Consider the following 20,065-nt stretch of genomic DNA (forward strand, 5'->3'; position numbering starts at 1 on the left):
TTCTCCTTCTGTTTGCATTTTGATTCATTCAAAATGCAAACGCTATCTAATCAACAAACTTTAATAATTCTCCCAAGAATCTCTGATATAATAAAGAAAATTATTTTAACGGGGTTAAACATGAAAAAAATCTTATCTGCTATTGCTGTAAGTACAATTTTGAGCGCTTCGCTTTGTGCCGACATGGCAAGAGTTGAAATCGGTGCGGGTGCATGGGCACAGACACCGTCCGGTACAGCTGATTATAACGCTGGCGGCGGTGTCACAGGTACAAATACATTTGATGAAAAAAAAGACACATCCTCCTATGTGTGGATGCTTATAAAACATCCTATTCCGGTTGTTCCGAATATCAGACTTGAGTATGTCAGTATCCATGCAACGGGTACGGCAACAGGTTCATGGGGTGGCGTGACTATACCTGGGTCATCAAACAGTGTTTTGGATATCAAAGAGTATGATATTATTCCTTACTATAATATACTGGACAACACTTTTTGGACAACAGTTGATCTGGGGCTGGATATAAAAGTGATGAACATGGACTACACAGTGGCACAAAACGGAGTGTTTCCGGGTTATCAGGATTCCTATACCGCACCTATTCCGCTTCTTTATGCAAGGGTAAGAGTGGAAATTCCGACAACAAACATTGCTCTTGAGAGTGATGCAAAGTATGTGACTACGGGTTCTTCGACTATTTATGACATACGTGCAAAAATAGACTATACCTTTGACATCTCACCGATTGTGCAGCCTGCCATTGAAATAGGCTACAGAACACAAAAAATAAAAATAGACGAAGACGGGGAAGATGTGAAAACAGATATGGATTTTTCAGGATTCTATGCAGGTTTAATGCTGCGTTTTTAAGAGGCGTTTTTTGGCCTGCAAGCTTTTAGCCCGCACTGAAGTACGGGTTCCGGGAATCATTGGGAATTCAGACTTCTGTCTCAATGCCATTAAGTTAAGATAAAAGTTCGATATCCTTTCGGAATCTGGGCCTTAGTTTTGAAAGAGACAAAGCCCGCACTGAAAAGTACGGGTTTCCGGGATTATTTGGAACCCATCCTTCAGGGTGGGCTGAGAGTGCAAAAAAAACAGCGGTTGCGTGAAAGTCAAAAGAGTATTTGTGTTTTTGTGTCTAAAAGTACGATTTCTAACTCTAGTTTTATTCCAAAGTTGTTAAAAACTTTTTTTTGTGCTTCAGTTATAAGAAAAACAGCATCCTCAAAACTGCCGTTTCCGTGATTGACTAAAAAGTTTGCATGGACTCTGCTGAACTCTATATTGCCGACTCTTTTGCCTTTGAGTCCTACCGCCTCTATCAGTCTGCCGGCATAATCACCCTCAGGATTTTTGAAACAGCTGCCTGCACTCGGGGTTGTAGGCTGGTTGGCGCGCATTTTTTTAAACATTGTTACTTTTTCCTGACTAAAACCATATGTTAAAGAAAAAGCTGCTTCAAGTATGGGTTCTTTGATATTTGTTTTTCTGTAACCAAATTGTATCTCCTCTTTTACATGTAACCCGGAGGGGGTGGTAATACTGATAAGATTGTTAAAAATTTCAAACTCTTTGAGTCCGGCATTCATATAAACAAGGCCACCGAGTTTTCCCGGAAGATGGGAAAGAAATTCAAAGTTTGCAATATTGTGCTTTTTACAAAAAGAGGCAATTTTACCCGAGGGTGTTGCTCCGCCGATTTTTAAAAGACCGTTTTTTATTTTTATATAGTTGTATTTTTTATCGAGCATCATCAGTTTTGGTGGATTGGGTCCTATAAGGGTATTGCTGCAGGACCCTATGAGAGTGTAGTCTGCCAGATCTGTAAAATCTTCTTCCTTTAAAAGAGCAACATCAACAACATTCCCTATTTTAAAAGAGGAATATTTTGAAAAATCAATATTTTTAAACTGCATTACTCGATAAAGGTGGGAATCATATTAAATACACCGACTGAAAAGTCTGTCATCTCGTTGAGCATCCAGGGCATTGTAAGGACGATGACTATAACAACACCAATAATTTTTGGAATGAAAGAGAGCGTCATTTCATTGATTTGTGTTGTAGCCTGAAAAATACTGACAGCAAGTCCCAAAAACATACCTGTAAGGAGTCCGGGAAGTGCAAGATAGAGTGCAATCTGAAATGTCTGTACGCCAAGTGCTACGAGTTTTGCTTCCATTTATGACTCTCTCAGTGCCGTATACTCTGTAGGGATCAGATAGTCTCTGATCGCAACAGGTTTGTCGTAAAATCCGTGTTCATAGCCTATTTCAAAGAGTTTGTCGATGGCTTCGTATTGAATATCGCTGAGGGTGATGGAGTCATCATTTGCATAGAGTTCAAGATATTTTGCAAGTGTCTGTGCATCTATGCGGACCAGGTCACGCTCTATAAGCATGTGTGAGAGTCTCTCTTTGTGGTCACGGGCAACCTGCACTGCTTTTGTCAGTGTTTTTTCATAATCTATTGCACGGTTAAGAGGCAAAGAGCGACGGATTGCCATACCTCCGAGAGGCAGTGGCAACTCTTTGCCGGCAAGTTCCTGCCAGATATCCCACATTTCACGCTCTACTTCAAGTTCGTCCGCAAAAGTTAATATGCTTTCATGTATCAGTACTCCGGCATCCACTTTCCCCTCTTTGACGGCATTCTCTATTTCCAGAAAATTCATATAGCTTATGCGTGCCTCAGGGTAGGCGATGCGAAAAAGCATTGCATTGGTTGTATGTTTTCCGCTGAGAGCCACTTTAAAATTTCGTCTGAGTCGCTGACCCTTTCTTTTGATAAGCTTAGGGCCATAACCTTCACCGAAACTTACAGCCGTCCGAAGAGGAGCATACTCTTCTCTTATATGAGGATAAAGAGCAAAACTGATGGCTACAATATCATAAACACCGTTGAGCGCATCCTCATTGAGTGTCTGTATGTCTTTGGCTATGTTGTCAAAGTGTGTATCTTTCATATCTACCCAGCCGAATTTAATGGCATAGTACATAAAAATATCGTCTGCGTCAGGTGAATGTGCAATAAGAGTTTTTTTCATGGGTTTATTTTATCGAAAAATAGATAAAAAGAACTTTTTGATTAAATTAATAATAATGGGAGTATAATTAAATAACATTATTTTTAATATAAGGAGAACAGTTATGAGCAAAGAAGCATTGGTAAAAGTCTATGATAACTACGATGAGGCAGCAGAATTTGTCAATAAACTGCTGGCAAACGGTGTACTGAAAAAATATATTTCTGTCATTGCCAAAGGAGAACAGGAAGAAAAAAATGAATTTGAGTATAAAAAACACAGTGAAAATATAATTTTTTGGGGTGAGCAGGGTGCTTTTTGGGGCGGACTCTGGGGACTTCTGATGGGCGGTATTCTCTTCTGGGCTCCGGGAGTCGGACCCATAGTGGCAACGGGGCGAATACTTGCATCTATCGCCGGGATGGCAGCAGGGGCTGTAATGTTTGGCGCAACCGGAGCGATGACGGCCTGGCTTGTTGATTTGGGCATAGAAAAATCTTTGGCGGAAAAATACGGAGATATGATACAGGAGAACAAAATACTGGTTATTGTGCATGGAGATGAAGCTGCCGTAGAAATAGCAGAAAAAACTGCAGGTGAAAAGTAAATTATTTTTATTTACTTCTTTTTATGTTTTTTAGCTAAAATTTCATCAAATTCTATGGAAAAAGAATATGATTAAAAATATGGCAAAATGACATAAATTTAAGCATATTGCAAATTTTTACATAAAATAAGTCTAAATTTCATAATAAGTGAGTCCAAAATGGATGCAAACAAACAAAAATCATTAGACTTGGCGATGAAGCAGATAGATAAAGCCTTTGGCAAAGGTGCTTTAATGCGCCTTGGTGATAAGGATATTGTGCCGATCCGGTCTATAAGTACAGGTTCTTTGGGGCTTGATTTGGCACTTGGAATAGGCGGTGTACCGCAGGGAAGAGTCGTTGAGATATACGGGCCGGAGAGCTCCGGTAAGACAACTTTGGCGCTCCAAATTACGTCTGAATGCCAAAAGGCCGGAGGGGTATGCGCTTTTATAGATGCAGAACATGCACTTGATGTCATCTATGCGAAGAATCTTGGCGTAGATATTGACAATCTTCTGGTTTCTCAGCCTGATTATGCTGAACAGGCACTTGATATTGTAGAGACGATTGCACGAAGCGGTGCTATTGATCTGATTGTTATAGATTCCGTGGCCGCATTGACACCAAAAGTTGAACTTGAAGGTGAGATGAATGATCAGCAGGTCGGTGTTCAGGCCCGTCTTATGTCTAAGGCATTGCGAAAGCTCACAGGTGTGCTGAGCAAAATGAACTGTACGATTATTTTTATCAACCAGATTCGTATGAAAATCGGTATGATGGGGTATGGCTCACCGGAGACAACATCAGGCGGGAATGCTTTAAAATTTTATGCTTCTGTCCGTATAGACGTGCGTCGTATAGCTTCACTGAAGCAGGGGGAGAGTCAAATCGGTAACAGAGTCAAAGCAAAAGTAATTAAAAATAAAGTGGCCCCTCCTTTTCGTCAGGCAGAATTTGATATAATGTTCGGAGAAGGAATCTCAAAAGAGGGTGAGCTCGTTGACTATGGTGTAAAATTAGACATAATAGACAAAAGCGGGGCTTGGTTTTCTTATGGAGAGACCAAACTTGGTCAAGGCCGTGAAAATGTCAAGGCGAAATTTAAAGATGAGCCGGAACTTGCAGCTGAGATTGAAGAGAAGGTTAAACAGGCGATGGGCATGAGCTCTCTTATGACGATGGATACTTCTGATATAGCAGAAGCCGACGCATAAAAAGCCTTTGAATATTTAAAATTTTTAAGAAGGTATGATATATGTTTATTGATGATGTAAGTGCAATTGAAGTAATGGACTCCCGCGGGAATCCGACAGTAAAAGCGACAGTAAGACTGAGTGACGGAACAACCGCAAGCGCAATAGTACCCTCCGGGGCAAGTACCGGAAAACGTGAAGCTTTGGAGTTGCGTGACGGCGGTGATCGCTACATGGGCAAAGGTGTTTTAAAGGCTGTTGAAAATGTGAATTCTCAGGTTTCTGATGTGCTTATCGGGATGAGTCCTTTTAACCAGGCTGTCATTGATGCAACAATGAAAGAGCTTGACGGAACACAAAACTATGGAAATCTCGGGGCAAATGCTGTTCTTGGTGTTTCTATGGCGGTTGCACGTGCAGCTGCACAGAGTCTTGATATTCCTTTGTACCGCTATTTGGGCGGAGCCAATGCAATGGTTATGCCGACACCGATGCTCAATATCATCAATGGAGGAAGCCATGCTGACAATAATGTAGACTTTCAAGAGTATATGATTATGCCTGTCGGCTTTGAAGATTTTGCAACATCTTTACGCGCCGCTGCTGAAGTGTACCATAACCTGAAATCTATTTTAGCTGCAAAAGGACACAGTACAGCACTTGGCGACGAGGGTGGTTTTGCACCGGATCTGAGTTCGAATGAGGAGCCTATTCAGGTTATCATGGAAGCGATTGAAAAAGCAGGGTACAAACCAGGTGAAGAGATTGGGATTGCACTCGATGTTGCAGCAAGCGAGATTGTTACAGAGGGCGGATACAGACTGGAGTCAGAAGATCGCACACTCAGCAGTGAAGAGCTGGTAGCCTACTATGAAAATCTGTGTCAAAAGTATCCGATTGTCTCAATTGAAGACGGATTAAGCGAAGATGACTGGGACGGATTTAAGCTTATGACTGAAAAACTTGGCAATAAAATTCAGATTGTCGGTGATGATTTGTTTGTTACCAATGCCGCTATATTGAATGAGGGTATTCAAAAAGGTATAGCAAACTCTATTTTGATCAAGCCAAACCAAATCGGTTCGGTAAGCGAGACTATGCTGACAGTTCGTCTTGCCCAAAGAAACGGTTACACCTGTGTAATGAGCCATCGTTCAGGTGAGAGTGAAGATGCGTTTATCGCTGATTTTGCTACGGCACTTAACTGTGGTCAGATTAAAACAGGTTCGACTGCGAGAGGTGAAAGAACTGCAAAATACAATCGTTTGCTGGAAATTGAAAATGAAACAGTCTACAGTGAGTATTTAGGTTCAGCACTGTTTAGCTAGGTACCTGATGAACAAAGAAGAACTTTTTGAAGAGATTGACACATCCCAGACAATTACTCAAAAATATCTGGGACTCTCTTTAAAAAAGTTTTTTTTCCTGTTTGCTTTGGTGATAGGACTGGGGATATATTTGGGTGTACTTTTGTACGGTACAAACTCCCTTGAAGTTCTTTTTGGTTTGCAGGAGTATGAGAACTATCTTCAAAATGAAGTGGTGCATTTGAAAAAAGAAAATGCTGAACTTCAACGCGAGTATTTTGAACTCAAAGAAATTTCTGCACAATAATCATATAAATTTGCTATAATGTATTAAAAAAATAGGGTTTGTTATTATGATAAGAGTTTTGTTGTTTTTAAGTCTCTTTTTTATGATGCTTCATGCAAGAGAAAATCCCTTTTTCCCGGTACAGAGTGGACAGGATATCCCTTTAACATCCAATCAGACAACAAAACTGCCGATGCTCAAAAGAGCCACTGTGACATTACCCTCCACTGCACGAACGATTGAAAGTGTTACCGTGACATATAAAAACCTGGACGGTTCGATTGCACATAAAAAAGTCACTATCCAAAATGCGATAGACTGGCATTTGCCTGTTTTTATTTCACAAAACTATAATGAATCCGACAGTACACAGTTTATTGAAAAACAGATAAAAAAAAGCAGTGTAAAAATAAAATACAAAAAAGTCGCATCATTAAAGTTTATAGCATTTTATGTTAAAAAGAACAAACTCAAGATTGTGACAAAAGATAAAATGCTGAGAAATTTTTTGTTGGTAAAACCACATAGAATTGTCTGTGATTTTAAGCGTGATACCGATATAGGCAGCCTGATAAAAAGTTTAAAAGAGGGGTCGCTTTTTACAAAAATACGACTGGGAACACATAAAGGCTACTACAGGGTTGTGATAGAACTCGACGGGTATTACAGCTATAAACTGGATTATATCCGTGGCGGATATATAATTACACTTTTATAAAATACAAGGTTGTAGATGAAGTTTTTGATTATATTGGTACTGTTTTTGGTTAATTTGGAGGCTGTCATTACCATAGCACCAGTGGATATAGGAAAACAGCCAGGACTGAGTGGCGGTATTAAAGGCTCTTTTTCCACAACACGGGGCAATACCGATACCGATGAGTACAGTGCAGGATTGCGTATGATATATGACAATAACAGCTCCTATGTGACATGGAGCGATATAGCATTTAATTACGCGAAAGCATCAGGAGTGTTAAACAGACAAAACACGTATGCGCATCTGCGCTATATTCATACACTCTATAAGAAACATTTGAACTGGGAAGCTTTTGTACAGTCCCAGACAAACAAGTTTACAAAAATAGAAAAAAGGCTGTTAGCCGGTCTTGGCCTGAGATACCATACACAAATGCAGGGGTATGGAAACATTTATGTGGGATTTGGCTGTTTTAGCGAATATATCAGCTATACGACAAATGTTGATCCGAGTGAGCATAATTTAAGATTAAATATGTATATTGCATATAAAAACAGATTTAGCAGGAATGTGAGATTTTCATACATTGGCTACTACCAGCCCAGAGCAGATGTGGTGAGTGATACCATAGCATCCAACGCAGCAGAATTAAGAGTTACAATATACAAACAGCTTTCAATTAATTTTGAATTGACATACAATCAGGACACAAGGCCTGCTATTGGAGTAAAAAAATATGATTTTTCCCAAAAGACAAGTTTTGTGTATGATTTTTAAAAAGAACATAAGATAACAGATGAAAGAACTGAATAAATATTTACAATCACACAGCAGCAGTGAAATGCACCCGGCTGAAATAGCAAAAATTTTAAAAGGCTTAAATGACAAAGATTTCAGTGAGGCTGTAAAACTGGTTCCAAAAGACCTGGTAGGCGATGTTGCACTGGCTCTGCCTGACAGATATTTTGATGATGTGGTCGAAAATTTTAATGCAGAGGAACTTTCTCATGCTGTAAGTGAACTTGAATCGGATGATCAGCTTGAGTTTATGCAAGAGTTGGAAGATGTTGATGAAGATAAAGCTTCAGAAGTATTTCACAAGCTTGATGCCGAAGACAAACATGAAATTGCAAAACTCAAAAAGTATGATGAAAATCAAGCCGGTGCTTACATGCAGCTTGAGGTGTTTACTGCAAAAGAGGATGAAATTGTTCAGGATGTCATTAAACGGTTTGCCCGTTTAAGAAAAGAGAATGAACTCGAAAATGTTCAAAATCTGTTTATAGTAGACAGCAACAACAGACTTTTGTATACTGTAGGTCTGGATGACCTGCTCATATTTGATTTTTCAAAGACTGTCAAAGAAAATATTGAGCAGAGCGAAGAGTCTTTTGAGCCTAAAAGTGCACGAGATACGGAAGATATCAAAGAGGTTGTCAACTATTTTAAAGAGTATGACCTTTCAGTTATGCCGGTTGTCAATGATGAAGGAATTCTGGTCGGTCGTATCACCTCTGACGATATTTATGACATCATTAATGAACATGCAACAGAGCAGATGTATAATCTTGCCGGTGTTGATGACGAAGCGGAAGAGGATGAAGATGTTCTCAAGGCGACGAAAAAGCGTGCAACATGGCTGGGCATCAATCTTCTAACAGCCATTGCCGCTTCTTTGGTTATCGGTTTGTTTTCAGATACGATTAACTCCATGGTTGCGCTTGCTGTTTTAATGCCCATAGTCGCTTCCATGGGAGGCAATGCCGGAACGCAGAGTCTGACAGTTGTTGTACGCCAACTCGCTTTGGGTGAAATATCGCAGACAGATGCCTTTAGAACCATAAAAAAAGAGGTTGTTATCTCCCTGATGAATGGTCTGCTTTTTGCTGTAGTAATGGGTATAATAGCATGGTTGTGGTTTCATATACCGATGCTTGGAGTAGTTATTGGATTAAGTATGATAATTAATCTGTTAATGGCCGGATTTTTTGGAGCAATGATTCCCTTGTTGCTCAAAATACTTGGTATAGACCCTGCTATAGGGAGTACTGTTATTTTAACAACAGTGACTGATGTTGTCGGCTTTTTCAGCTTTTTGGCATTGGCAAAATATATATTACTTTAAAGGAACTGTAAAACTTGGAACTATTACTCATATTTTTTCTTCTTTCTGTCGGCATTTCGTTTTTGTGCTCAATATTAGAGTCGGTATTACTCTCTATCAATATGTCTTATGTGGCAGTGTTAGAAAAAGAGAAACCTGCTGTAGGAAAGCTTCTTCGTCATCACAAAGAAGATATTCACAAATCAATTGCTTCGGTACTTATTTTAAATACCATTGCTAATACTCTCGGTGCTGCGGCAGTAGGTGCACAGGCTTCAAAAATATTTGGGAATGATGCCGTTGTGTATGTATCAGTTGTATTAACTTTTGCAATTTTGTTTATATCTGAGATAATTCCAAAAACAATTGGGGCAATTTACTGGAAACAGCTGGCGCCTGTGGCAGCATATTTTATTCGGGTTTTTATATGGATTACATACCCTATAATACTGACGACCCTGGCTGTTACAAATAAAATATCCAAAGGGAAAAAGGATTCCAACTCTTTAACAAAACAGGAACTTCTTGAGAGTATGTTGATGAGTGAAGATGAAGGGGTGATAGATGAAAAAGAGTCAGATGTCATTGAAAATATACTGAATCTTGACAATATCAAAGTGAGTGAAATTCTCACGCCGCGAAGCGTTGTTTTTGCTTTGGATGAAGATATGCTCATCAAAGATGTTATCAAGACCCAGCCGGCAATTTTTAAATTTTCCCGGATACCGATTTTTAAAGGTTCCATAGAAAATGTAACAGGGCTGGTGCTGACAAAAAAGATATTTAAACAGGCACTCCAAGATGACAATGTACCTTTGTCTTATATCAAAAAAGAGATATTTATTATCAATGAAAACATACCGGTAAGCAAAGCACTGGATATGTTTATAAAGAAAAAAGACCATATGTTTTTAGTGACAGACAATTATGACCAGACAGAGGGAATAATCACTCTTGAAGACTGTATAGAAACAATACTGGGCTTGGAGATTATGGATGAGAGCGATACAACCGAAGATATGAGAGAGCTGGCAAAAAGAAAAATGAAACTCAAACGGAAGCTGAAAGAACGCTGAAAAGAGTGCAACACTCTTTTGGACAGCTACTTTTACATCCCGGGAATTCTAGGAATTTTACCGAGTTTAGAATTGCGGCAGTATAATCCCCAGGCTTTTTTCAGCCAGTGTCCAATGACAGGCATTGGAAGCATAAATGCACGTTTTTCGTCTCTGTAGACAAAGGCCGCACCGTCTCCGGTATCCATAACGCATAAAATATTCAAATGCTCATGGTAGCCTTTAAAATCACTGCCGCCGTTGTCACGCTGATCGATATTGTGTGCTGTATTTTTTGCCATTACCTCGGCTATATGACCCTGTTTTGCCCGCCAGTCGTATCCTTCGAGTGCTGCAACATCCCCAATGGCATAAATATTACTTAAAGAGCCATCCTCGTTTAAGACGCAGGAGGTGTCGTCTGTTTTGACAAATCCGGCTTCATTTGTCGGCAAGTCCGAATTCTTTATGACTTCATGCCCGTCTCCGGCAGGAATGAACATGGTAAAATCGGAGGCGAGCTTTGTGTCATCTTCAAATACAATACCATCTTTTTCAAACTGCTTAATTTTTTTGCCAAAATGCTGTTTGATATTCAGTTTTTTAAACATCATATCCATCATCTTAAGTGCTTGGGGACCCATTCGTTTGCCGGGTTCAGCCATTGGAGCGAAAAAAGTCAGCTCAAAATTCTCTCTGATGCCTTTTGCTTTGAGCATATTGTGCACATTAAAGAGGAGCTCAAATCCCGGTCCGCCACGCACTGCCGAACTGTCTTTCGGATTTCCTCCAAAGCCCATACAGATTTTGCCGCTTCCTTTTTTGACAAGGACGTCCAGAGCATCTCTGATTTGTAATGACTGTTCTGGTGCGCCACAGATAGAAAGTGTGTTTTCTATGCCCGGTGCTTTCATTTTTGCAGCACCCATGGCAATGACAAGATAGTCATAATCATCAAGAGTTCCTGAATTTTTCAAAGTAACACTGTTTTCTTTTTTTGATATTTCGGTCACGTCGTCAATAACAAGGGTAAACCCGTGTGCATTTTGCAATTCTCGCAAATCAACACAGACGTTTTGGAATTCACTTTCATGTGTCGGTATCCAGATGGAAGTAGGATATATGTAAAAATAGTCTCTGTTACTGACTAAAGTAACATCATAATTCAGTTTTCTTAAGTGGATTGCAGCATCAACACCTGCAAAACCGCCTCCCAATATAAGTACTTTTTTCATCTTTTGGCCCTTTTATTTGTTACAGTTATAAGGTATATTATCTGATTTGATGTTAAAATTAGATTAAACTGGCTATTTTTATCGTCAGTTTTACTTTTTGTTTATAAAGTATACCGCAAACATACTGATAAGTCCACCAATAACTATATGTAACTGTAAGGGTTCGTCCAATATAAACCAGGCAGAAAAAAGAGCAAAAAAAGGCACTAAAAACATAAAAGAGCTTGTCCTTTGACTGCCGAGTTTCCCGCTGGCAATAAAAAATATGGTTGTTGCGACAGTCTGTCCCAAAACGGCGAGATAAATTAGGGCAGTCCAAAATTTTGCTCCCTGGGTAAAAACAGCACCAAGGTCTGCATTGAAGGCATACAAAAAACTGAAAAAAGTAGCTATGAGAGAAATTAAAAAGCTGTAATAGACCGGATGTATATGTTTTTGCGAATGCTGCGAAAGCAGAGTGACTCCTGCCCAGATGAGGGCACAGAGTAAAAAATAGATATTTGAGCCGTGTAAAAAAAGAGAAAAATTGTTAAGCTGGAGTAAAACATAGCCGCCGACCAGCCCGAGCAAAAGCCCGAAATACTGCCGTGTTGAGAGTCTGCTCCTAAAAATCACAGCAACAAGCAAAAAGGTCATAATAGGGCTGAAAGTTGTTATGATGACACTGCCCGCACCCGCAAGACCGTACTTTATGCCTAAAAAAGAAAAAACCATAAAGGCTATATTTAAAAAAGAACTGCCGAGGATATATTTGAATGAGCCCTGAGTCAGTGTCAGTGGAATTTTAAAAAAGTAAAGAATGGGCAAAAATGCGAGGCTCATCAGAAAAAACCGCCAAAAGATGACGACATCCATCGGCATTGCTGTGGTGAGAATTTTTAAAGCTGTCCATCCGCCGCCCCAGAGCAGCATGGAAAAAATGAGCAGATACGCATAACGTCTATCGTCGTTTTTCAAATTCATCAACTATTTTTGTAACAATCAAATCAGAGGTGACATTGAGTGAGGTACGACACATATCAAGAATTCTGTCCACGGCTACAATCAAAGCCATGTATTCAACGGGCAGTCCAAGCTGGTTGAGTATAATCACCATCATAACAAGTGAGGCACTCGGCAGGGCCGCAACACCGACACTGAGCGCGACAACGGTAATCCCTAAAAGAATCTGATCTCCCAAACTTAAAGCGACTCCCGCCAAATTGGCAATGTATAAAACAGCTACACTCAAATAGGCCGCTGTACCGTCCATGGAAACGGTAGCCCCCAAAGGCAGAACAAAAGAGGCAGTTTTTTTGTCGATACCGCCCATCTCTTCGGTAACACGCATACTCACAGGAAGCGTAGCCGCAGAAGATGCTGTGGAAAATGCCATAATCGGGGCTTCTCTTACATCTGAGAGATAGCTGTAGGGATTTACTTTTGTAAAAAAACGCAGGACTGCAGGTAAAGTAACAAGTCCATGAAAAATGATGACACCAATCACGACCAAAACATATTTGTAAAGCCCAAAGACAACATCAATTCCCTGCTCGGCAATAACATAGGAGATGAGCGAAAAAACACCGATGGGAGTAAGGAGTATCACCCACTCTGCCATTTTGAGCATAGCTTCACTGATGGCTGTAAAGAGGGTGCTGAGCGCCTCTTTTTGTTTTGGAACAAGGTAGAGAGATGCCACACCAAAAAGAATGGCAAATATAATAATCTGCATCATCTTGCCCTCAGAAAGAGCATGAAATATATTGGTAGGAATGAAGCTTAAAATCATATTCTCAAAAGAAAAAGGAGCCAGTGCTGCCGCTTTTTCATAGGCAAGACCACTGCTGCTGACATGCTCGCCAATGTGAAAAATATTCATGACAGCAATGGCGGCAGTAACGGCAAGAGCGGTTGTCAAAACATACAGCCCTATGGTTTTGAGGCCCATCCGTTTTAAATGTTCAATAGAACCGAGCCCAAGAATAGCGACAAATATACTGGCAAAAACAAGAGGCACGACAAGCATCTTCAAAAAATAGACAAAGGCGGTTCCTATCATCTTTTGTTTGAGGGCGAGTTCGGGAAAAAAGATGCCAAACAAAACACCAAAAACAATACCGAAGATGACAAGGGTATTTGTCGTTGCATATTTTTTTATTTTTTTGATCATTCTACATTTCCTCTGTTTCTTTGTAAATATTATTGAGTTCTCGGAATCGGTACTTTCAGCCACTTTCAGCCCGCACTGAAGTACGGGTTCCGAACAACACATCTTCCGCTTTTCCGGAATCGGTACTTCAGTGCCGACTGTTGCAACTTTCAAGCCACTCTCGCCCGCACTGAAGTACGGGTTCCAAACAACACACCTTCCGCTTTCCCGGAATCGGTACTTCAGTGCCGACTGTTGCTTCTTCCTGCTATTCTCAGCCCGGACTAAAGCAGATTTTTCTTTATCCAATACGATAGTACATAAAGTCCCCATACATGCTGCTTAAAACTCCCCCTTGATGCGGTGTTTATATATTCGTCTAACTTTTTTTTGTGAAACATCCCTGTTTGCACATTGACCTCTTGAATAAGATCAATTTTTTTGGAACTGATGAGATACTCCATATAAGGATTGGAAAAGCCTTTTTTCTTCCGTGTGAGTATCTTATCAGGAAGTTTGTCTGTCATGATTTGCTTTAAGAGTGATTTTGTGATGCCGTCTTCATAACGCAGCTTTGGATCTATGCCAAAAATTAAAGATGCCAGTTTATGGTCCAAAAACGGGGTACGGGATTCTATGGAGTGTGCCATGGAAACACGGTCAAGTTTGGTTAAAAAATGCTCCGCCTGAAAAATATTGAGGTCAATATAGCTGTACCAAATACTTTCATCACTGTGGGCAGAGGCTTCAAAGCGTTCTCTGTAACTTTGCAGGTATTTGAGGCTTTCGTTATCTTTGACATTGCGCCTGAGAAGCTGGTTTTTTTGCAGGTCCGTAAATTTTTCACCGCTTGTACGAAAAAGAAGCGAGTCGTCAAAAATCCGCTTGTACCACTCCCACTCTCTGTTCATTGAAAAATTGGCACGGAAATATTTTTTGAGCCAGTTTTTGTGTGCCAAACCTGCGGCATTTTCAATGTCTAGATACTCAAAATACTGTCGGTAGCCTAAAAAAAGCTCATCCGCACCCTCTCCGCTGAGTACAACTTTGTATCCGTCTTTTTGAATACGCTCAAACAACAGATACAAAGGCACGGCAGCAGGATCATTAAGCGGTTCGTCAAGTGTATCTAACACTTTGTCGCTTGCACGGATAAAATCATCTTCATCTATTTCAACCTGGATGTTGTCCAAACCTAAAAACTCAGCACTTGCTTTGGCATTTTTTCTCTCATCATATTTTGCAAATTCTTTATAACCGAGTGTATATGTTTGCAAATGTGTGTTGTTTTGTTTGGCAAAATAGTTGAGTGTTGCAGAGTCTATACCACCAGAAAGCAGTGATGCCATAGGAACATTACAGTCTAAGCGCAGATGAATGGAATGTTCTAACTCTTCTCCTAACACACGCAAAGCTTCGTGTTTGTTTGTTATAATGTTTGGAGTGACATCAAGCAGGTCAAAGTAGTGTTTACATGTAACACGGCCCTCTTTACATGTAAGGTACTCACCTGCTGAAAGTTTTTGAATACCTTCGTAAAAAGTATGCGGCGGAGTCGGCGCCAAAAAAGAGAGATAAGAGAGCAGAGCATCATTGTTGAGTTTACATGTAGACAAAAAAGGCTTGAGCGCTTTGATTTCCGAGGCAAAAACAAAACTTTCCCCTTGCATATAAAAAAGCGGTTTTTTCCCGAGTCTGTCACGAAAAAGGTAAAGCGTGTCATCATCCATTAAAGCAATGGCAAACATACCGCGCAGATGCTGGACAAAATCAACGCCCCATTTCAGATAAGCGGCAATGATGACTTCACTGTCGCTGTGTGTCTGAAAGTCAAAATCAAGTTCTCTTTTTAACTCTTTAAAGTTATATATCTCTCCGTTGAATGAGAGCAAAATATTGTTGTGTTTGCGTGGTTGATGGCTTCTGTGATGGCCATCAACAATGCTGAGGCGTTGATGGGCAAAAAAGAGATTTTTCTTTTGCACAATACCACAGTAATCAGGTCCACGATGCACAAGAAGAGACAAGGCGCTTTTTGCCTGATTCTCATTATATTCGCCGATTATGCCAAAAACTGCACACATTATTTGAAAAATCCTACGGTAATGTCATGTTCTATGTAGCCCTCTGTCAAACGGGTATGCTTTACATGTAAGCTTTTTGCAAGGGTATGGATGGTGTCTATATTTATATAATTATAAACATCACTCTCCTTGTCGCCGTAGAGGGCATTGAAAATAAAACCTTTTTTTGAAGAGGCAAAGCAGTTGCGTACAAAAAGCTGTGTTTCAAAAGGTGTGAGTATATTGAGTGCACCGCTGCAGATGTAATAGTCTGCCACAGGAAGTCTGGCTTTTGTTATATCGGCACGGATGATTTCACACGCTGTTTTTTCGCGGGCAATGTCGCACATCTCCTGGAGCGAATCTATGCCGATATACTTGTTTACATGTACACCGTTGTTTTGTAAAAATCTGTAAAAATCTCCAAAACCGCAGCCTGCATCGACGATGGTACTCTGTGTAAGATCATCGCCGAGCATCTCTAAAATTTTGTCAAACCGTATACTTTGATGCGCATCAGAGGACCAGTGCAGACCGCATGCGGAGATGCCGTGCTTTTGAAGTGCTGCTGTGTAAAATTTTTCACTGTCTATACGCGGCATAAGGCTCCTTTTTTACTTTTGCTATTATATAATAGTTATGTAAAAAAGCCGGCATTTCGGAACCCGTACTTCAGTGCGGGCTGAGAGTGGGTTGAAAGTTGCAACAGTCGGCACTGAAGTACCGATTCCGGGAAAGCGGAAGGGGTGTTGTTCGGAACCCGTACTTCAGTGCGGGCGGGGTATCTTAAAAATTGAAACAGAGGAAATATATATGAGAATTGCAATAGTCGGTTTAGGCGGCGTCGGCGGATATTTGGCGGCGTCCTTTGCAAAAAGCGGTTTGGATGTGACGGGTTTTGCACGGGGAGAACATCTCAAAGCCATACAAAAAGAGGGAGTAAGGATCACAGAAGATGAAAAAGAGTGGCGTGTTCCTTTACATGTAAAGCATCCGGATGAAGCGGAGGGCATATATGATGTTGTGATGTTTTGTGTCAAAAGTTATGATTTGGGAACTTCTTGCAAACGCATGCAAAATCACATCAACGCAGACTCGATTCTGCTCTCTTTTTCAAACGGGGTCAATAACGGTGATGTATTGCGTGCATGCTGTGATGCCAGAGTGCTTGACGGCTGCATCTACATCCTTTCGCATATTGAATCCCCGGGTGTGATTCGCAAAAAAGGAAAAGTCTTTGCGGCACTCTTTGGAGGAGAAGATGAGGCGGCTGTCCAAACTGTGGCAGATATATTTCAAAAAGCCGGCCTGCGTTACAAAACACCGCAAAATATCAAAGAAGCCTTGTATAGAAAATATATATTTATTGCCGCTTTTGCGACATTGACCTCATATTACAAGACAGGTATCGGCACGATTTACGAAGAACATTATGAGGAGGCAGAAAGACTTTTAACAGAAATTGCCGAATTTGCAAAAGAGACACAGGGCATAGATATTTTCGATGAGGTGCAAAAGTCTTTGGAAACGGCAAAAAAAGTGCCTTATGATGCTTCTACGTCCATGGCTCTTGATTTTAAAAACGGCAAAAAAACTGAGCTTGAGAATTTAAGTGGATATGTTCAAAAGCCTTTTATGCAAAAACTCTATAATGAGTTAAAAAAGAGAGAAAACAAATGAAAAAAGAGCGAATTGTACTAGGCGGCGGGTGTTTTTGGTGTATAGAAGCGGTGTACAGAAATGTCAAGGGGGTACTCTCGGCGGTGAGCGGCTATGCCGGAGGCGCCCGAGCCAACCCGAGTTATGAAAACGTCTGTTCAGGTGCAACCGGACATGCTGAAATTGTCGATATTGCCTATGACGCAGATGTTATCAGTCTGAGTGAGATTTTGGATATATTTTTTGAAATACATGACCCGACAACACTGAATCAGCAAGGTGCGGACAAAGGAACACAGTACCGTTCTGTTATTTACTATGGGGATGAAGCACAAAAAAAAGTGATTGAAGATTCTATTGCAAAACATCAGCAGGACTTTTCCGATAAGATAGTAACTGAGGTAAGCCCTCTGCCCGAGGTTTATCCGGCAGAGCCGTATCATCAGAACTATTATAATTTAAATGCTTCGCAAGGCTACTGCCAGGTGGTTATCGCGCCAAAACTGCAAAAATTTATGACAAAGTTTCCTGATAAATTAGCCTAAATGTGATAAACTATGATTAGATTATCATAGAGGCGGTTTTTATGGAAAAAATATATGAATTGGCTATAGTCGGTGCCGGACCTGCGGGGATTGCCACTGCTGTTGAAAATTACCTTCAGGGTGTCCGTGATATTGTGCTGCTTGAAAAAGACACAAATCACAACTCGACTATTCGTAAATATTACAAAGAAAACAAGCGTGTGGATTTGGAATGGAAAGGACAAAAAGTCGAACTCAACGGCCGTATCCATTTTATAGACGGTACCAAAGAGACGACACTCGATTTTTTTGATGAAATTTTAAAAGAACATCTCGTAGAACTGCAAACAGAGGTGGAAGTGCAGTCTATAGAAAAAAAAGAAGACTACTTTGAAGTCCACATGGCAGGTAGGAGCATTAAGGCAAAAAATGTAGTTGTGACCATCGGACGGATGGGGAAGCCAAACAAACCGAGCTACAAAATCCCCCCAACTATACGAAAGAAAATTAACTATACAACAGATGAATGCTCACAGGGAGAAAAGATTCTTGTTGTCGGAGGCGGTGACAGTGCTGTAGAGTATGCAGTTGATTTAAGTGAGCATAATGATGTGTCCATTTGTTATAGACGAGAGAGTTTCCGCCGGGCAAATCCTACGAATCAAAGAAATATTGCCGATGCGATTGCACAGGGAGATGTCCGACCGATTTTAGGTATAAATATCAACGGTCTCGAAGATGACAAGGGCAGAGTCAAAGTGCTTTTCAGCGAAAGAGAACCTGAAACATTTGACAGAGTTATCTATGCCATAGGCGGAACGACACCAAGTACATTTTTGGCAAGTTCGGGCATAGAAGAAAAAGACGGCAAACCTGTACATGATGAACATTATGAGACAAATATCAAAGGACTTTTTGTTGCCGGAGATATTACTCAGGAGAGCGGCGGCAGCATTGCGCTTGGACTCAATCACGGCTATGATATTGCCAGATATATTAAAGGAAAAAGTGAAGTCTAGTCTTTTGCTTTTCGCATTTTATAAATATGTATGAGTTTGATAATAATCATGATACTGATAACCTGAAACAGTGCGGCCAAAATAAAAGCATAATAGTGCAACTGATCAATGGAGTTGGCGGTATATGCCAGAGTGGCCATCGCAATAAGCAGGGTCAAAGGCATAGAATGAGAAAGTCCAAAAAGAACTGTGTCAATTAATCCGAGCTCTTTTATAAACACCAAAGAGGCAATAAGCCGCATAAGAATCATTACCACTGTGATGATGACAGCCTCCCGTATGAGTCCGTTGATCCAGAGGGCGTTGAGGTCAAAAGAGCTCCCGATATGAATGAAAAATATAGGGATTAAAAATCCAAATCCGAAAGAAGCAAGTTTCTCAGGCAATTCGTGCTTGTGCTCAAAGAAAGTCGGAATGAAGATACCGGCTAAAAAAGCCCCAAAAGCAAGTTCAAGATGCAAAAAGAGCATAGCCCCTATAAGCAGAAAAAATATTCCCATAGAGAGACGGATGTCCTGTTCTTTGTTGTCATTGTGAGGCATAAGGGCAATAGCGACTTTGGGAAACCACCAAAACAGAAGCTGCATAGAGCGAAAAAGAAGAAACATAAAAAGCAAAAATGCCAAAAGGGCCATGATTGTTTGAAAAAGTCCTAATCCAAAACCAGACTTCAGTGCTGCAGAGCTTATAGTAAGTATCACAATACTTGCAACTTCACCTATGCCCCCGACTGTCATGGAAAGGGCAATCCAGGGTGTTTTTCCATACTCTTTGGCCAGTGTGGCGACAAGTCCTACAGATATAAGAGGTAACAAAACGATAAAGATTTTTCCCAAATCAAACTGTACGGAAAAGGCGATGGAGAATCCATAAAGTACTGCAAGATAGACAACAACCTTTTTCATAACAGAGACAGGTGTTTTGAGTACATTTTTTAAATTGATCTCTGTTCCTGCAATAAACATCAGATATAAAAACCCGAATTCAGCGACTAAGTCAAAAAGATGTTCATCATGCAAGAAGCCTACATATCCTAAAAGAGAACCTAAAATAATTTCAATGGGTGTTGTAGGAAGCCGTAAAATTTTGGCAAAAAACGGAGAAAAAATGATGATAAGCGATATGGTAATAATCAGTATAATATTATCAGTCATACTTTTCTCCTTTT

General features: G+C 40.4%; 21 protein-coding genes. 12 read left to right on the top strand and 9 right to left on the bottom strand.

Translation table 11 applies throughout. The features are described 5' to 3' along the window. The first annotated feature begins 120 nt into the window (after positions 1 to 120). Positions 121 to 873: a TIGR04219 family outer membrane beta-barrel protein gene (locus tag ACM66U_RS00555; RefSeq protein WP_418640898.1), complete on the top strand. Its 753-nt coding sequence runs from the start codon at positions 121 to 123 to the stop codon at positions 871 to 873. Positions 874 to 1,118: 245 nt separating this feature from the next. On the opposite strand, the gene ACM66U_RS00560 is transcribed toward ACM66U_RS00555, so the two are convergent. From ACM66U_RS00560 to ACM66U_RS00570, 3 genes are read right to left on the bottom strand one after another with little or no spacing between them, the layout of a single operon-like run. After that, positions 1,119 to 1,922 carry a UDP-N-acetylmuramate dehydrogenase gene (locus ACM66U_RS00560; RefSeq protein ID WP_418640899.1) on the bottom strand — a complete coding sequence of 268 codons (804 nt, stop codon included), beginning with the start codon at positions 1,920 to 1,922 and terminating at the stop codon, positions 1,119 to 1,121. After that, positions 1,922 to 2,188: a flagellar biosynthesis protein FliQ gene (gene fliQ, locus ACM66U_RS00565; RefSeq protein ID WP_418640900.1), complete on the bottom strand. Its 267-nt coding sequence runs from the start codon at positions 2,186 to 2,188 to the stop codon at positions 1,922 to 1,924. Before fliQ ends, ACM66U_RS00560 begins: the two co-directional genes overlap by 1 nt. Beyond that, positions 2,189 to 3,052 (bottom strand): menaquinone biosynthesis family protein, encoded by an 864-nt coding sequence (locus ACM66U_RS00570; RefSeq protein ID WP_418640901.1) that lies wholly within the window; start codon positions 3,050 to 3,052, stop codon positions 2,189 to 2,191. Between the two features lie 103 nt (positions 3,053 to 3,155). Between ACM66U_RS00570 and ACM66U_RS00575 the strand changes: the two genes are divergently transcribed. From ACM66U_RS00575 to ACM66U_RS00610, 8 genes are all read left to right on the top strand, one after another. Next, on the top strand, positions 3,156 to 3,638 hold the full coding sequence (locus tag ACM66U_RS00575; protein ID WP_418640902.1) for a hypothetical protein: 483 nt from the start codon (positions 3,156 to 3,158) through the stop codon (positions 3,636 to 3,638). A gap of 159 nt (positions 3,639 to 3,797) precedes the next feature. Beyond that, the gene (gene recA, locus ACM66U_RS00580) at positions 3,798 to 4,835 is read left to right on the top strand and encodes a recombinase RecA (protein WP_151901354.1); all 1,038 of its coding nucleotides are present in this window, start codon (positions 3,798 to 3,800) and stop codon (positions 4,833 to 4,835) included. 41 nt (positions 4,836 to 4,876) lie between these two features. After that, on the top strand, positions 4,877 to 6,142 hold the full coding sequence (gene eno / locus ACM66U_RS00585; RefSeq protein ID WP_418640903.1) for a phosphopyruvate hydratase: 1,266 nt from the start codon (positions 4,877 to 4,879) through the stop codon (positions 6,140 to 6,142). 7 nt (positions 6,143 to 6,149) lie between these two features. Beyond that, positions 6,150 to 6,428: a hypothetical protein gene (locus ACM66U_RS00590; RefSeq protein WP_418640904.1), complete on the top strand. Its 279-nt coding sequence runs from the start codon at positions 6,150 to 6,152 to the stop codon at positions 6,426 to 6,428. Between the two features lie 46 nt (positions 6,429 to 6,474). Then, the gene (locus ACM66U_RS00595) at positions 6,475 to 7,125 is read left to right on the top strand and encodes an AMIN domain-containing protein (protein WP_151901351.1); all 651 of its coding nucleotides are present in this window, start codon (positions 6,475 to 6,477) and stop codon (positions 7,123 to 7,125) included. Positions 7,126 to 7,140: 15 nt separating this feature from the next. Further along, positions 7,141 to 7,884, top strand: a complete 744-nt coding sequence (locus tag ACM66U_RS00600) for a DUF481 domain-containing protein (protein ID WP_418640905.1) — start codon at positions 7,141 to 7,143, stop codon at positions 7,882 to 7,884. A 19-nt stretch (positions 7,885 to 7,903) separates the two neighbouring features. Next, the gene (mgtE, locus tag ACM66U_RS00605) at positions 7,904 to 9,232 is read left to right on the top strand and encodes a magnesium transporter (RefSeq protein ID WP_418640906.1); all 1,329 of its coding nucleotides are present in this window, start codon (positions 7,904 to 7,906) and stop codon (positions 9,230 to 9,232) included. 14 nt (positions 9,233 to 9,246) lie between these two features. Further along, positions 9,247 to 10,287, top strand: coding sequence for a CNNM domain-containing protein (locus ACM66U_RS00610; RefSeq protein ID WP_151901348.1), 1,041 nt, complete (start codon positions 9,247 to 9,249; stop codon positions 10,285 to 10,287). 32 nt (positions 10,288 to 10,319) lie between these two features. On the opposite strand, the gene ACM66U_RS00615 is transcribed toward ACM66U_RS00610, so the two are convergent. The 5 genes from ACM66U_RS00615 to ACM66U_RS00635 form a co-directional block, all read right to left on the bottom strand. Next, a complete protein-coding gene (locus tag ACM66U_RS00615; RefSeq protein WP_418640907.1) occupies positions 10,320 to 11,501 on the bottom strand; it encodes an NAD(P)/FAD-dependent oxidoreductase in 1,182 nt (393 codons plus the stop codon). 90 nt (positions 11,502 to 11,591) lie between these two features. Continuing rightward, positions 11,592 to 12,464 (bottom strand): DMT family transporter, encoded by an 873-nt coding sequence (locus ACM66U_RS00620; protein WP_151901346.1) that lies wholly within the window; start codon positions 12,462 to 12,464, stop codon positions 11,592 to 11,594. Then, positions 12,442 to 13,653 carry a dicarboxylate/amino acid:cation symporter gene (locus ACM66U_RS00625; protein WP_151901345.1) on the bottom strand — a complete coding sequence of 404 codons (1,212 nt, stop codon included), beginning with the start codon at positions 13,651 to 13,653 and terminating at the stop codon, positions 12,442 to 12,444. Before ACM66U_RS00625 ends, ACM66U_RS00620 begins: the two co-directional genes overlap by 23 nt. Before the next feature lie 263 nt (positions 13,654 to 13,916). Further along, complete coding sequence (asnB, locus tag ACM66U_RS00630) at positions 13,917 to 15,716, bottom strand: asparagine synthase (glutamine-hydrolyzing) (RefSeq protein ID WP_418640908.1); 1,800 nt, start codon at positions 15,714 to 15,716, stop codon at positions 13,917 to 13,919. Continuing rightward, complete coding sequence (locus ACM66U_RS00635) at positions 15,716 to 16,297, bottom strand: class I SAM-dependent methyltransferase (protein WP_346389135.1); 582 nt, start codon at positions 16,295 to 16,297, stop codon at positions 15,716 to 15,718. The genes asnB and ACM66U_RS00635 overlap by 1 nt, the downstream gene beginning before the upstream one ends. A gap of 211 nt (positions 16,298 to 16,508) precedes the next feature. Here ACM66U_RS00635 and ACM66U_RS00640 point away from each other — a divergent pair, with 211 nt between their 5' ends. From ACM66U_RS00640 to ACM66U_RS00650, 3 genes are read left to right on the top strand one after another with little or no spacing between them, the layout of a single operon-like run. Further along, positions 16,509 to 17,375: a ketopantoate reductase family protein gene (locus ACM66U_RS00640; RefSeq protein WP_151901338.1), complete on the top strand. Its 867-nt coding sequence runs from the start codon at positions 16,509 to 16,511 to the stop codon at positions 17,373 to 17,375. Next, positions 17,372 to 17,899: a peptide-methionine (S)-S-oxide reductase MsrA gene (msrA, locus tag ACM66U_RS00645; protein ID WP_151901337.1), complete on the top strand. Its 528-nt coding sequence runs from the start codon at positions 17,372 to 17,374 to the stop codon at positions 17,897 to 17,899. The genes ACM66U_RS00640 and msrA overlap by 4 nt, the downstream gene beginning before the upstream one ends. A 41-nt stretch (positions 17,900 to 17,940) precedes the next feature. Next, positions 17,941 to 18,897 carry an NAD(P)-binding domain-containing protein gene (locus tag ACM66U_RS00650; protein ID WP_418640909.1) on the top strand — a complete coding sequence of 319 codons (957 nt, stop codon included), beginning with the start codon at positions 17,941 to 17,943 and terminating at the stop codon, positions 18,895 to 18,897. Here the strand turns inward: ACM66U_RS00650 and ACM66U_RS00655 are convergent. Then, positions 18,894 to 20,051 carry a cation:proton antiporter gene (locus ACM66U_RS00655; protein WP_151901335.1) on the bottom strand — a complete coding sequence of 386 codons (1,158 nt, stop codon included), beginning with the start codon at positions 20,049 to 20,051 and terminating at the stop codon, positions 18,894 to 18,896. The two genes, ACM66U_RS00650 and ACM66U_RS00655, sit on opposite strands and share 4 nt — an antisense overlap. Between the last annotated feature and the right edge of the window lie 14 nt (positions 20,052 to 20,065).

This window comes from Sulfurimonas sp. ST-27, assembly GCF_048081595.1.
Taxonomy (GTDB): domain Bacteria; phylum Campylobacterota; class Campylobacteria; order Campylobacterales; family Sulfurimonadaceae; genus Sulfurimonas; species Sulfurimonas hydrogeniphila.